We start from the raw sequence: 13,439 nt of genomic DNA, 5'->3' as shown, positions 1-13,439 counted from the left end.
GTCATGGAACTTCACGACGTCTGGTTCGTCCTCATCGCCGTCCTGTGGACCGGCTACTTCTTCCTGGAGGGCTTCGACTTCGGGGTCGGTGTCCTCACCAAGCTGCTGGCCCGGAACCGTCCGGAGAAGCGGGTCCTCATCAACACCATCGGACCTGTCTGGGACGGCAACGAGGTCTGGCTGCTCTCGGCGGGCGGCGCCACCTTCGCAGCCTTCCCCGAGTGGTACGCCACCCTCTTCTCCGGCTTCTATCTGCCACTGCTGCTCATCCTGGTCTGCCTGATCGTCCGGGGCGTCGCCTTCGAGTACCGGGTAAAGCGGCCCGAGGAGAGGTGGCAGCGCAACTGGGAGACAGCGATCTTCTGGACCTCGCTGCTACCTGCCTTCCTGTGGGGCGTGGCCTTCGCCAACATCGTGCGCGGAGTGAAGATCGACCGCGACTTCGAGTACGTGGGCAGCCTCGCCGACCTGCTCAACCCCTACGCCCTCCTGGGCGGCCTGGTCACGCTGACGCTGTTCACCTTCCACGGGACGGTCTTCGTCGGTCTGAAGACGGTCGGGGACATCCGGGAGCGGGCGCGGAAGCTGGCTCTGGGTGTCGGTGCCGTGACGGCCGGACTGGCGCTTCTCTTCCTGCTCTGGACACAGATCGAGAAGGGCGACGCCGTCTCGCTGGTCGCGGCGGTCGGCGCGGTCGCCGCTCTTGTGGTGGCGCTGATGGTGGTTCGAGCAGGCCGCGAGGGCTGGGCGTTCGCCCTGTCCGGGATCACCATCGTGGCCACCGTGGCGATGCTCTTCCTGACGCTCTTCCCGAACGTCATGCCGTCCTCGCTGAACGAGGAGTGGAGCCTCACAGTCACCAACGCCTCGTCCAGCCCGTACACCCTGAAGATCATGACGTGGTGCGCGGCGATCGCCACTCCGGTCGTGATGCTCTACCAAGGGTGGACGTACTGGGTGTTCCGCAAGCGGATCGGCACCCAGCACATCGCCGAGTCGGTGCACTGAGTCCCGGTGAGGGGGCGTGGTTGACGATGTTTCACGTGAAACACGCCCCCTCAGGTCGAAGGGGCATGTTTCACGTGAAACATGCCTGTTGAGAAGAGGGTGTTTCACGTGAAACCGATCGACCCGCGACTGCTGCGATACGCCCGCGCCACCCGCCGCTTCCTGTTGGCGGTCGTAGGCCTGGGCGTTGTCGGGGCGGCACTTGTCATCGCACAGGCCATGCTCATCGCCGAAGCGGTGGTCGGTGCTTTTCAGCAGGGGATGTCCGTCTCCGCACTGCGCACTCCCCTGCTGCTGTTGGCCGCTGTCGCACTGGGGCGGGCACTGGTCTCCTGGCTCACTGAGCTGGCCGCTCACCGCGCGAGTGCGGCGGTGAAGTCGGAGTTGCGAGGTCGGCTGCTGGAGCGGGCCGCCGAGCTGGGGCCGGGCTGGTTGAGCGGGCAGCGGACGGGCTCGCTGGTCACCCTCGCCACCCGTGGAGTCGACGCCCTGGACGACTACTTCTCGCGCTATCTGCCGCAACTGGGCCTTGCCCTCGTCGTGCCCGTCGCGGTCCTCGCGCGGATCGTCACCGAGGACTGGGTGTCGGCGGCGATCATCGTCGGCACACTGCCGCTGATTCCGGTCTTCATGGTGCTCATCGGCTGGGCCACTCGCTCGCAGATGGACCGTCAGTGGAGGCTGCTGTCACAGCTGTCCGGGCACTTCCTGGACGTCGTCGCCGGGCTGCCGACGCTCAAGGTGTTCGGCCGGGCCAAGGCACAGGCCGAGTCGATCAGGCGGATCACGGGTGAGTACCGCCAGGCGACCATGCGGACGTTGCGGATCGCTTTCCTGTCGTCCTTCGCGCTGGAGCTGCTCGCGACGATCTCGGTCGCGCTGGTCGCCGTCACCATCGGAATGCGGCTCGTGCACGGAGAGATGGACCTGTACATCGGGCTAATCATCCTCATCCTCGCCCCCGAGGCGTATCTGCCGGTCCGCCAGGTGGGCGCCCAGTTCCACGCGGCCGCCGAGGGGCTCGCGGCAGCCGAGGAGATCTTCGAGGTCCTGGAGACACCCGTACCTGCGTCCGGGACCGGGACAGTGCCGGACGCAGGTGATATCCAGTTCGAGGGGGTGACGGTCCGGTATCCCGGGCGGTCGTACGACGCCGTCACGGAAGTGTCCTTCACGGTGGCCCCCGGCGAGACGGTGGCCCTCGTCGGACCGAGCGGCGTGGGCAAGTCGACGCTGATCAACGTCCTGCTCGGGTTCACGCAGGCTACGGCGGGCGTGGTCCGGGTGGGGGGAGCCGATCTCGCCTCGCTCGACAGGGACGAGTGGCGTTCGCACGTCGCCTGGGTGCCACAGCGACCTCACCTGTACGCCGGGTCGATCGCCGAGAACGTACGGCTGGCTCGTCCGGACGCGGATGACGAGGCGGTACAGCGGGCGCTGGCCGACGCGGGGGCGCTGGAGTTCGTGGACGCGCTGCCCGCCGGGGCCGAGACGGTCCTCGGTGAGGGCGGTACGGGTCTCTCCGCCGGACAGCGGCAACGGCTCGCCCTTGCCCGGGCGTTCCTCGCCGACCGGCCCGTGCTGCTCCTCGACGAGCCGACGGCTTCGCTGGACGGGGAGACCGAGGCCGAGGTCGTGGAGGCGGTACGGCGGCTGGCAGTGGGCCGGACCGTGCTGCTGGTGGTGCACCGGCCGGCGCTGCTGGGGGTGGCGGACCGGGTGGTGCGGCTACAGGGACGGGCCGCTGCAGCGCTGCCCGTCGTGGGGCTGGAGGAGCGAGCATCTGCGGCGCTGCCTGTCGGTTCGGGGGAGCCCGAGAGGCCTGCCGCTGTGCGTGCGCCCCTCGACACGGCTGGGGCGGATGCGCGCAGCGCGGTGACTCGTCCTGACGCGTCGCCCCACGTCTCCCGGCATGCTGTACTCGGCCGTGTCCGCCACATGGCCGGGCCTCGCCGAGGACGGCTCGCCCTCGCCCTGTTGCTCGGCAGTCTCGCGCTGGGCAGCGCCGTCGGGCTGATGGCCACCTCCGGATGGCTGATCTCACGGGCTTCGCAGCAGCCTCCGGTGCTGTATCTGATGGTCGCGGTGACGGCGACGCGAGCGTTCGGGATAGGGCGGGCGGTGTTCCGGTACGCGGAGCGGCTGGTGTCGCACGACACCGTGCTGCGGATGCTGGCCGACACGAGGGTGGCCGTATACCGGCGGCTGGAGCGGCTGGCCCCCGCCGGGCTGCGGACGACTCGACGCGGAGATTTGCTCTCACGGCTGGTCGCCGATGTGGACGCCCTGCAGGACTACTGGGTGCGGTGGCTGCTGCCCGCCTGGGCCGCGGTGGCCGTGTCCACCGCCTCCGTCGGGTTCACCGCCTGGCTGCTGCCCGAGGCCGGCGCCGTCCTCGCCGTCGGGCTGCTCGCCGCCGGGGCCGGAGTCCCCTTCCTGACAGACGCCGTGGCTCGGCGGGCGGAGAACCGGCTGGCGCCGGCCCGAGGGGTCCTGGCCACACGCGTGGCCGATCTGCTCACCGGCACCGCCGAGTTGACGGTCGCGGGCGCCCTGCCCGCCCGTACCGCCGAGGCGCGTCGGGCCGACCGTGTGCTCACCCGGATCGCCTCCCGGGCGGCCACGGCCACCGCGCTCGGCGACGGGCTCACCGCGCTCGTCTCCGGGCTCACCGTCGCCGCCACGGCGCTCTTCGGCGCACAGGCGGTCGTCGACGGGCGGCTGAGCGGTGTGGCCATGGCCGTCGTCGTGCTCACTCCGCTGGCCGCGTTCGAGGCGGTGCTGGGGATGCCGCTCGCCGTCCAGTTCCGCCAGCGGGTGCGCAGGAGCGCGGAGCGCGTGTACGACGTACTGGACTCCCCCGATCACGTACACGAACCGGAGAAGCCGGCCGAGGCGCCGGTGTCGCCGTTCCCGCTGCGGCTCGAAGGGATCGGCGCACGGTATGCGGGGCAGAATCGGGACGCGCTGGCCGGACTGGACCTCACCCTCGAACGGGGGCGCAGGATCGCCGTGGTCGGGGTCTCGGGGGCGGGCAAGACGACGCTCGCGCAGGTGCTGCTGCGGTTCTTGGACGCGCGCGAGGGGACGTACACGCTCGGCGGCGTGGACGCCTACACGCTTGACGGGGACGCCGTACGACGGCTCGTCGGTCTGTGTGCCCAGGACGCGCACCTCTTCGACAGCTCGGTGCGCGAGAACCTGCTGCTCGCCCGGAAGGACGCCACCGAGGCGGAGGTGCGGGACGCTCTCGCGCGGGCGCGGCTGCTTGACTGGGTCGACGAACTTCCCGCTGGGCTCGACACACCGATCGGTGAGCACGGAGCGCGGCTGTCCGGTGGGCAGCGTCAGCGGCTCGCCCTTGCCCGCGCGCTGCTGGCCGACTTCCCGGTCCTCGTCCTCGACGAGCCCGCGGAACACTTGGATCTGCCCACCGCCGACGCGCTCACCGCTGACCTGCTGGCCGCGACCCAGGGCCGTACGACCCTGCTGATCACCCATCGGCTGGCCGGCCTGGAAGCCGTGGACGAGGTGGTCGTGCTGGCGGAGGGACGTGTCGCGCAGCGCGGGACGTACGCGGAACTGGCCGCGGTCGACGGTCCCTTGCGGACGATGGTGGAACGCGAGGCCATGGGGGAGCTGCTGGCCGGGGTCTGAGCCTCTCGCTACCCGGCGCGGTCCTGCGCGAGTCCTTCGCCCGCTGAGGGGCGGTGCCGTCCGCAAGCTTCCTCGCCGAACATCCGGCGGTCCGGCCCCTGTTCGGCCCAGCCGCTTGGTCCGTCCGGGGCACGCCGTCCCCCAGCCGCACGGTTGAAGAGGACCGGGGACACCGGGGCGGGCCACGATCACTGGCATGCGCTTCTCTCGCCGACGCCCGCTGTTCGTCGTAGTGCCGCTGTGCGCCGCGGCGGTTCTCATGGCCCGGCCCACGGCGGCCGAGAGCGATGTGGGCGGGAACCCGGGGGCGCCCGGTGACGCCGGGATCAGCGCCCGGGTGACGCGGCTGTTCCAGGACGCGGCGGTGGCGACGCGGCACTACGAGGCGGGACGGCGGGCGGCGGATGCGCAGAAGGCGCAGGCGGAGGGGCTGGAGCGCTTGCTCGCGCGGGAGCGGAAGCAGCTGGCGGTTTTGAACGCCGATCTCGGTCGGATCGCGCGCGCCCAGTACCGCGAGGGCGGTGGGGTGCCGTACACCGCCCAGATGCTCTTCGCGGACGATCCCGAGGAGCTGATGCGCGGTCAGCGGGCTGTCCTGCAGGCCGATCTGGCGGTCAACAGCGCGGTGACCAAGAGCCGTCGAGCAGAGACGAGGCTGGTCGCGGACGAGGCGAAAGCCGCAGCGGCCTGGCGGGCGCTGAAGCGGCGGAACACCGAACTCGCCGAGATCAAGCAGACGATCCAGCGGAAACTCGAAGAGGCGCAGTGGACGCTCCAGGGACAGGCCGACGCCGCGGTCGCGGCCGGCGCCTGCCGGGGAGCCGTCCAGCTTGACCAGCCGGACGGCGGCTCCAGGAGTGCGTGGGTGGCGCCCGTCGAGTCGTACGAGCTCTCGGCGGGGTACGGCAGCGGTGGTGAACGCTGGGTCGGCAGCCACACCGGGCAGGACTTCGCGGTACCGATCGGCACGCCGGTGCGGGCGGTCGGAGCGGGGCGCGTGGTGAGGGTGTCGTGCGGTGGTGCTTTCGGCATCGAGATCGTCGTCCAGCACGCCGACGGCTACTACACGCAGTACGCGCACCTCGCGGCCGTCGCCGTCGACCAGGGCGACCGGGTGGCCCCGGGGCAGTGGATCGGCCAGTCGGGCACCACCGGCAACTCCACCGGACCGCACCTGCACTTCGAGGTACGGGTGACACCGGAGCTGGGGTCGGCCGTGGACCCCGTGCCGTGGCTGCTGAAGCACGGGGTGAAGTTGTAGCCGGCTACTCCGGCACGGGGCCGGCCGGCGCCGCGGCGGTGTCCGCCGTGGCCGGGGCGGCGGTCCTGGGCTCGGCGGTCGTGGCTACAGCCGTTCCGCCAGCAGGCGCTCGATCACGATCGCCACGCCGTCCTCGTTGTTGGCGACGGTACGACCGGAGGCCGCCGCGAGGACGTCCGGGTGGGCGTTGCCCATGGCGTACGACTGTCCCGCCCAGGTGAGCATCTCGACGTCGTTCGGCATGTCACCGAAGGCGACGACCTCCTCGTGCGAGATCCCGCGCTCGGCGCAGCACAGGGCGAGGGTGCTGGCCTTGGAGACGCCCGGGCCGCTGATCTCCAACAGGGCGCTGGGGCTGGAGCGGGTGATGGTGGCACGGTCGCCGACGGCGATACGGGCGGTGGCGAGGAAGTCGTCGGGGTCGATCGAGGGGTGGTACGCGAGGATCTTCAGCACCGGCTCGTCGTCGGCGACTCCTCCCGGGGCCAGCAGCTTCTCGGCAGGCGCGAGGATGTCGGGGATCTCCATGTGGAGCTTCGGGTACTCGGGCTCCTGGTTGAAGCCGTACGTCTGCTCGACCGCGTACACCGTGCCGGGCGCTGCCTCGCGCAGTAGCCGTACGGCGTCGAGCGCGTTCTCCCGTGCCAGCTCGCGCACCTTGACGAAGCGGTGGGTGCCGGGGCCGCCGTGCAGGTCGACCACGGCGGCGCCGTTTCCGCAGATCGCGAGGCCGTGTCCGTGGACGTGTGCACTGACGACGTCCATCCAGCGGGCCGGGCGGCCGGTGACGAAGAAGACCTCGATGCCGGCCTCCTCGGCGGCCGCGAGGGCGGCGACGGTACGCGGGGAGACCGACTTGTCGTCGCGGAGCAGGGTGCCGTCGAGATCCGTGGCTATCAGCCGGGGCGGGACGGTCGGGGCCGGGGTCTCGGGCTGTCTCGTCGCTGAGGTCACGGGTCCCATTGTCGCGCATATGCGCGCACGGTCGTGCGGGCCCCTGCACAGGTGAGTGATTACCGCCCTCGCACGCTCACTGCCAGCGCTGTCCCGACCCCGGCTGTGACACCACGACGCTCACGCCAGCTGGGTCGGTGCCTCCATGGCGATCCGCTCGAAGACCTTCTCGTCCGCGGCGAAGTCCGAGTCAGGGATCGGCCAGTGGATCACGAGGTCGGTGAAGCCCAGCTCTGCGTGGCGGCCGGCGAAGTCCACGAACGCGTCCAGCGACTCCAGCGGTCGGGTGCGGTCCGGAGTGAACCCGGTGAGCAGGACCTTGTCGAGCCTGGCCGCGTCCCGGCCGAGCTCGGTGGCTGTTTCGGCCAGCCTCGCGACCTGCTCGCGAATGGCTTGAACCGACTGTTCGGGGGTGCCCGTCTCGTAGAGCCTGGGGTCCCCGGTGGTCACCCACGCCTGCCCGTACTGTGCGGCCAGCCGCATCCCGCGCGGCCCGGTCGCGGCCACCGCGAAGGGCAGCCGGGGACGCTGGACGCAGCCGGGGATGTTGCGCGCCTCGTGAGCCGAGTAGTGGTCGCCCTCGTACGAGACGGAGTCCTCGGTCAGCAGCCGGTCGAGCAGGGGGACGAACTCGGCGAAACGATCGGCGCGCTCGCGCGGGGTCCATGGCTCCTGGCCGAGCGCGGTGGCGTCGAAGCCGGTGCCGCCCGCGCCGACGCCGAGGGTGATCCGGCCTCCCGAGATGTCGTCGAGGGAGATCAGTTCCTTGGCGAGGGTCACCGGATGCCGGAAGTTCGGTGAGGTCACCAGCGTGCCGAGGCGCAGTTGGTCGGTGACGGCGGTCGCCGCGGTCAGGGTCGGCACGGCGCCGAACCACGGCCCGTCCCGGAAGGTCCGCCACGACAGGTGGTCGTAGGTGAAGGCGGTGTGGAACCCGAGCTGCTCGGCCCGCTGCCACGTGGCACGACCGCCCTCGTGCCAGCGGAGGTACGGCAGGATCACGGTGCTCAGACGCAGACTCATACATCGAGCGTAAGCGCAGCCATCGGATGGTCCTGACCGGTCCGGACAGGCTGGGGGACGGTCAGGGTCGGGCAGGCCCGGTGGGGGCGGAATCGGTCAGGGCTGAGCGGGACGAGGCCTCGGCGGGCAAGGCTTCGGCGGGCAAGGCTTCGGCCGGTCTCGCTCAGTGCGATTCCGGGAAGCGCAAGTACTGGGGTGGCACCGCCTCGGTCAGCCAGACGCCGTTGTCGCTGACGCGGAAGACATGGCCGTCCCGGTGCATGGCGCCGGCGTCCACAGAGAGCACGACGGGGCGGCCGCGGCGGGCACCGACGCGGGTGGCGGTCTCGCGGTCGGGCGAGAGGTGCACGTCGTGCCGGTTCATGGCGCGCAGACCCTCGGCCCGGATCGCGCTCAGGTAGGCCGCCACGGTCCCGTGGTAGAGGTACGGCGGAGGGGTCGCCGGGGGCAGTCCGAGGTCGACCTCGACGGTGTGGCCCTGACTGGCGCGGATCCGGTCGCCCTCGACGGCGAAGCGCTGCTTGTCGTTGGCCTCGACCACGTGGTCGAGCTCGGCCCGGGTGAAGCGGAAGCCGTGGGCGGCGGCGGCCTCGATGAGCGTGTCGATGCCGACCCAGCCGCCCTCGTCGAGCGTGAGCCCGATCCGCTCCGGTTGGTGTCGAAGGTGTTTCGAGAGGTACTTCGACACCCTCACGGTACGTCGTTCGTTCATCCTGTCAGCGTGCCTGGAGAGACCCGTGTCACGCACTTGGTTTTGATCCGGATGTTTGATCCACAGCCAAGTGGAGTTATCCACAGGGGAATTGAAGATTCTGTGGACAACTCCCTGTGTAGTTCACGGCGATTGATCAACTTTGGGGCTTACGGTCATATTTGCGGTGAGTGTGTCCAAGGTGCGTGACTGTACCTCTCGTTCGGTCGCCGCTGTGATGAAGGCCGACGCCTGCTCAGGCCCAACCAGCTTCTCCACGGCCCGCATCGTCGAAGCCGGTATCCGTACGGAACACGCCTCGTCAGAGGTATCTGTGGGAGCGTGCGCATCAAGGTGTCGACGTAGCTGACGGGATGCGAACAGGCGCATCGCACGCGCGAGTTCGGCGTCCACCGTCTGCTGGGCCAGCGGCCGCAGCCGCCGTACGAGCGTGGCGGCCTCGACCGCCTCGGCGTCTGTCGGTGGCTCGTGCTGCCCCAGGTAGCGGGAGAGCACGTGCTCGGTGGTGAACTCCAGGAATCGTGCGGCGATGGGCTCGACCTGTCCCCGCAACTCCCTCCGATATGCCGCGATCGCGGTCAGGGGGACTCCCGCCTCGTGCAACTCGACTGCCACCGCCAGCTCTTGACGGCTCGGCACGAGGAACAGATCCTCCTCGCCGGGCACCGGCTCCAGTACGCCCAGCTCGACCGCGTCCGCCACCGCGGCCTCGTCCGGGGCACCGCCGAACCGCTCGACCAGTTCGGTACGCGAGATCCGTACGGCCTCCTCGTCGGTCCACGGTCCGTCGACCTCCGTGACCAGGCCGAGCACCCCGCCGAGGCCACGGCCCGTGTCCCAGGCCTCCAGGAGCTCCTTGATGGAAGCCAGGGTGTAGCCGCGGTCGAGGAGGCCGGCGATCTGGCGCAGCCTGGTCAGATGCGCGTCCGAGTACACGTTCGCCCGGCCGCGCCGTTCGGGGCGGGGGAGCAGACCACGGTCCTGGTAGGCCCGGATCGTCCGGACCGTGGCGCCGCTGCGGTGCGCCAGGTCCTCGATGCGGTACGCGGCCCCGGCCGTTTCGTCGTTCACGGTCCTCGTGCCTCCTTCTGCCTTCCTGTGCCGTCCGCCGACGGTTACGCGGACGCCGCCCGTGTGTTCGTGCCCGCCGCGATGCCCGTTGTGCCGCGTGTCGCAGGCGACCTCGCCAGATACTCGACCGCCCCGCGCGGTGAACCCTCCTGAGACAGGTGGTAGGAGCGGCGCAGGTAGCGGGGGACGGCCGCGCCGGGCTCCTTCCACGTGGGCAGCAGTCCCCTTGCGTCCGGCCCTGTTGTGCGCTGCCAGGAAGTAGCACAGGCGTCCGGCGAGCTTCGGGTCGTGCCGTATGAGGTACGCCGCTGCCCCACGACCACATGGAGAGCATCACCGGTGCCGTGACCGCCATGCCCGCCACCCGGCGGGCGTAGCGGGGCCGGCCGCGGCCGCCGCTGTGCTGGAACATGTCGAAGGCGACCGCGCGGTGCTCGACCACCTCCGCGCCATGCCGGCGCAGCAGGTCCAGCATGACCTCGTCCGACCCGGCCCTGTCGAGCCCCTCGACGGTCAGCACCCAGTCGCCGAGGACAGCCGTGAACTGCTCTACCGCCGCGATCACCGACAGCCGGAAACGCGGCCATTCCCGAGGCGGAACCGGCGCTCCCAGAGGTCGCTTGTCGCCGAGCAGCTTCTCGAAGAGGAAGCCGACGTACCGGGTGAAGTCCGCGGTGCCGAGCCGCTGCACCGCGAGAGGGCTCGGCACATGCGTGCTGCACGCTGTGTGGCGCCTCCTGCCGCCCCATGAAACCCCTGACGCCTTGAGCAGTCGGGGCCCCTGACCAGCGGCAGCCCCTCCCTGAAGACCTTGACGAACCACCGCTCCCCCGCCGGCAGCAGGCGGCACATTGATGACGTGGGTGGCGGTGGGCTCGTCGGGGATCCGGTGCAGCGGGGTCTTCTCCCAGTCGAAGGAGACCCGGCGTGGAGCGATCTCGCGGTGCTCGTGGTGCTCGTTCTGCTCGAACCGGGGGCTCACAGCGGCGGCTCCAGCCGGGCGAGCGCGCGCAGCGCTCTCGGGGCGAACCGGGACATGAGGCGGCCGCCGTGGGCCTCCGGGGTGACGGGGACGACGGCCTGGTTGCGGACGATCGCGCGCAGGACGGCGTCGGCGACCTTCTCCGGTGGGTAGTTCCGCAGTGCGTACAGCCGCGCTGTCTTACGCTGCCGACGCTGTTCCTCCTCGGCTTCGACACCGGCGAAGCGCGCGGTCGAGGTGATGTTGGTGTTGACGATGCCGGGGCAGATCGCCGAGACGCCGATGCCCTGTCCGGCCAGCTCCGCGCGCAGGCACTCGCTGAGCATCAGCACCGCTGCCTTGGACGTGCTGTACGCCGGCAGCGACCTGGAGGGCAGATACGCGGCAGCGGAGGCGGTGTTGACGATGTGACCGCCCTGGCCCCGCTCGGCCATCTGCTTCCCGAAGAGCCGGCAGCCGTGGATCACGCCCCACAGATTGACGTCGAGGACCTTCCGCCAGTCCTCCGGCGTGGTGTCGAGGAAGGATCCCGAGAGTCCGACCCCGGCGTTGTTCACCAGCACGTCCACCACGCCGTACTCGGTGGCGACCTTCCCGGCGAGCTTCTCCATGGCCTGCTCGTCCGAGACGTCGACCGCCTCGGCCCAGGCCTCGGGGGCTCCGATCAGCCGGGACAACTCCGCCGTGCGCGACGCTCCTTCGGCGTCCAGGTCGACGGCGATCACCCGCGCGCCGGCCTCGGCGAACGCGAAGGCCGTGGCCCGGCCGATACCACCGCCCGCGCCGGTGACCAGCACCAACTGCCCGCCGAACCGGTCCGCGTACTTCCCGGTGGCTGCCGGTGCGGGCCGTCCGCCCTCGGTGGCAGTGACGAACTCGGTGATCCAGGACGCGAGTTGGTCAGGGCGGGTGCGCGGGATCCAGTGCTTGGCGGGCAGGGTGCGGCGGATCAGCCGCGGGGCCCACGTCTCCAGGTCGTCGTAGAGCTGTTCGGAGAGAAACTGGTCTCCCAGGGGCGTGATCAGCTGCACGGGCGCGTGCGCGTACGCGTCGTCCCGGGGGCGTGCCAGACGCGCTCGCATGTTGTCCCGGTACAGCCACGCCCCGTGCGCGGCGTCCTTGGGCAGCGTCGGGCTGGGGTAGTCGCCCTGGGGCAGTTTCTCGGCCCGCCGGACCAGGCCGGGCCACTGCTTGCCGAGGGGGCCGCGCCAGGCGAGCTCGGGCAGCAGGGGGGTGTGGAGCAGGTAGACGTACCAGGATTTGGCGCCTTGGCCGAGGAGTTGACCGATCCGGCGCGGGGTCGGCCGCCGCACCCGCCGCTTGACCCAGTGCCCCAGGTGGTCCAGGGACGGGCCGGACATCGAGGTGAACGATGCGATACGGCCCTCGGTGCGTTCGACCGTCACGAACTCCCAGCCTTGCACCGAACCCCAGTCGTGCCCCACCAGATGCACAGGCCGGTCGGGACTGACCGCGTCAGCGACCGCCAGGAAGTCGTCCGTCAGCTTCTCCAAGGTGAACCCGCCGCGCAGTGGCTTCGGCGCCGTCGAACCGCCGTGGCCACGCACGTCGTACAGCACCACATGGAAGCGTTCCGCGAGCCGGACCGCGACCTCGGACCACACCTCTTTCGAGTCGGGGTAGCCGTGCACGAGCAACACGGTCGGCTGCCCGGGATCGCCCAGCTCGGCGACGCACAACTCCACTCCGCCCGCGCGCACCCGGCGCATTCGTGCGTTCTCGAGCCCCGTTTCACCCGTCACGTCTCCCCCTTCGCTCATCGGCACTTCTCCTCCGCCCACCGGCGCACGTGCGGCAGGTCGTTGTCGAGCCAGAACGCGCTCTCCTCGGGGTTCCTGGAGTCCGTGACGACCAGGAGCTCCTCGAACTTCGCGCCCGTGCCCCGGAAACCGAGGTGCGGCTCGACCGCCCACAGCCCTGGCTGCGGGGGGTGGTCGGAGAACCGGTACGGCGACCACAGCGGCGACCAGCCGTCGCGGTGCCCACGCAGCGCGTCGGCCGCCAGGCCCTTCAACGCCTGGGTACCAAACCCGAAAACATGCGGTGACCAGCGGCGTTCCTTCACCCGGTCCACCTTGTGCGCGATGACACCGAAGGGGTACGCACGATGCCGGTTGGCGTATCCCTGGCGGACCATGAGCCGGTCCACGTCCTCGTAGATCTCGCGCAGCGACCGGCGCTCGCGCACCTCGCGCAGGATCAGCTCGCGGTGCGCCCGCAGGTCCGCCATCAGCTTGTCGTGCAGCGGATTCGGTCCGAGACAGCCCGAGTAGCCGATGTCCGCCGTGTGGCCCTTGTATATGGGGGCCATGTCGAGGATGAACGGCATGCCCGCCTCGAGCCGGCGGTCGGTGGGGAAGAACTGCAGCGGTATCCGGAAGTTCACGAAAGCCGTGCGGTCTCCGAACCAGGCGAAGGGCAGGTGGAACCAGTCCCGCACGCCGCGCTCGCGCAGCCAGCTGCGCTGCATCCGCGCCGCCTCGCGCTCGGTCACACCCGGCTTCAACTGGGCCGCGACCGCTTCCGCGCACTCGTACGCGAGGGTCTGCACCTGCCTGAACCCCCGCAAATCCGCAGTGAACCCGCCTGTCAACGCCGAGGTCATGTCACTGCCCCACCTGTCTTCATCGACTACGGTCCGTGTTCGCAATGTGACATTGATGAATGTGACAGTGCTTGGAGGCTGCGTCAAGAGAGGTGTGCGGGACTGTGGAAAACCGACGGGCGTCGGCGGAACCGTCGGCACTGTC

The 13,439-nt window shown here is 70.4% G+C and carries 9 protein-coding genes and 1 pseudogene; 3 read left to right on the top strand and 7 right to left on the bottom strand.

The genetic code is table 11. The annotated features are described in order from the left end of the window. The first annotated feature begins 3 nt into the window (after window positions 1-3). The 3 genes from cydB to ACWD26_RS05205 all read left to right on the top strand — a co-directional run bounded on the left by cydB (window position 4) and on the right by ACWD26_RS05205 (window position 5,926). On the top strand, window positions 4-1,008 hold the full coding sequence (cydB, locus tag ACWD26_RS05215; RefSeq protein WP_451266349.1) for a cytochrome d ubiquinol oxidase subunit II: 1,005 nt from the start codon (window positions 4-6) through the stop codon (window positions 1,006-1,008). A gap of 99 nt (window positions 1,009-1,107) precedes the next feature. Beyond that, window positions 1,108-4,665: a thiol reductant ABC exporter subunit CydD gene (gene cydD, locus ACWD26_RS05210; protein ID WP_451266347.1), complete on the top strand. Its 3,558-nt coding sequence runs from the start codon at window positions 1,108-1,110 to the stop codon at window positions 4,663-4,665. A gap of 196 nt (window positions 4,666-4,861) precedes the next feature. Continuing rightward, entirely contained in the window at window positions 4,862-5,926 is a 1,065-nt protein-coding gene (locus ACWD26_RS05205; RefSeq protein WP_451266345.1) for a M23 family metallopeptidase, read from the top strand. 84 nt (window positions 5,927-6,010) lie between these two features. Here the strand turns inward: ACWD26_RS05205 and ACWD26_RS05200 are convergent, their stop codons facing one another. The 7 genes and pseudogenes from ACWD26_RS05200 to ACWD26_RS05170 all read right to left on the bottom strand — a co-directional run bounded on the left by ACWD26_RS05200 (window position 6,011) and on the right by ACWD26_RS05170 (window position 13,294). Beyond that, entirely contained in the window at window positions 6,011-6,880 is an 870-nt protein-coding gene (locus ACWD26_RS05200) for an HAD family hydrolase (protein WP_451266343.1), read from the bottom strand. A 120-nt stretch (window positions 6,881-7,000) separates the two neighbouring features. Beyond that, window positions 7,001-7,903, bottom strand: a complete 903-nt coding sequence (locus ACWD26_RS05195) for an LLM class flavin-dependent oxidoreductase (RefSeq protein WP_451266341.1) — start codon at window positions 7,901-7,903, stop codon at window positions 7,001-7,003. Between the two features lie 163 nt (window positions 7,904-8,066). After that, window positions 8,067-8,615, bottom strand: a complete 549-nt coding sequence (locus ACWD26_RS05190) for an RNA 2'-phosphotransferase (protein WP_451266339.1) — start codon at window positions 8,613-8,615, stop codon at window positions 8,067-8,069. 123 nt (window positions 8,616-8,738) lie between these two features. Next, window positions 8,739-9,686: a MerR family transcriptional regulator gene (locus ACWD26_RS05185; RefSeq protein ID WP_451266337.1), complete on the bottom strand. Its 948-nt coding sequence runs from the start codon at window positions 9,684-9,686 to the stop codon at window positions 8,739-8,741. Window positions 9,687-9,730: 44 nt separating this feature from the next. Further along, window positions 9,731-10,668 (bottom strand): annotated as a pseudogene (locus ACWD26_RS05180) (metal-dependent hydrolase). Continuing rightward, window positions 10,665-12,449 (bottom strand): SDR family oxidoreductase, encoded by a 1,785-nt coding sequence (locus tag ACWD26_RS05175; protein WP_451266335.1) that lies wholly within the window; start codon window positions 12,447-12,449, stop codon window positions 10,665-10,667. Before ACWD26_RS05175 ends, ACWD26_RS05180 begins: the two are co-directional and overlap by 4 nt. After that, a complete protein-coding gene (locus ACWD26_RS05170; protein WP_451266333.1) occupies window positions 12,446-13,294 on the bottom strand; it encodes a M24 family metallopeptidase in 849 nt (282 codons plus the stop codon). The genes ACWD26_RS05175 and ACWD26_RS05170 overlap by 4 nt, the downstream gene beginning before the upstream one ends. Between the last annotated feature and the right edge of the window lie 145 nt (window positions 13,295-13,439).

The organism is Streptomyces sp. NPDC002787 (genome assembly GCF_053592095.1).
This window is presented reverse-complemented; position numbering and strand designations above follow the sequence as displayed.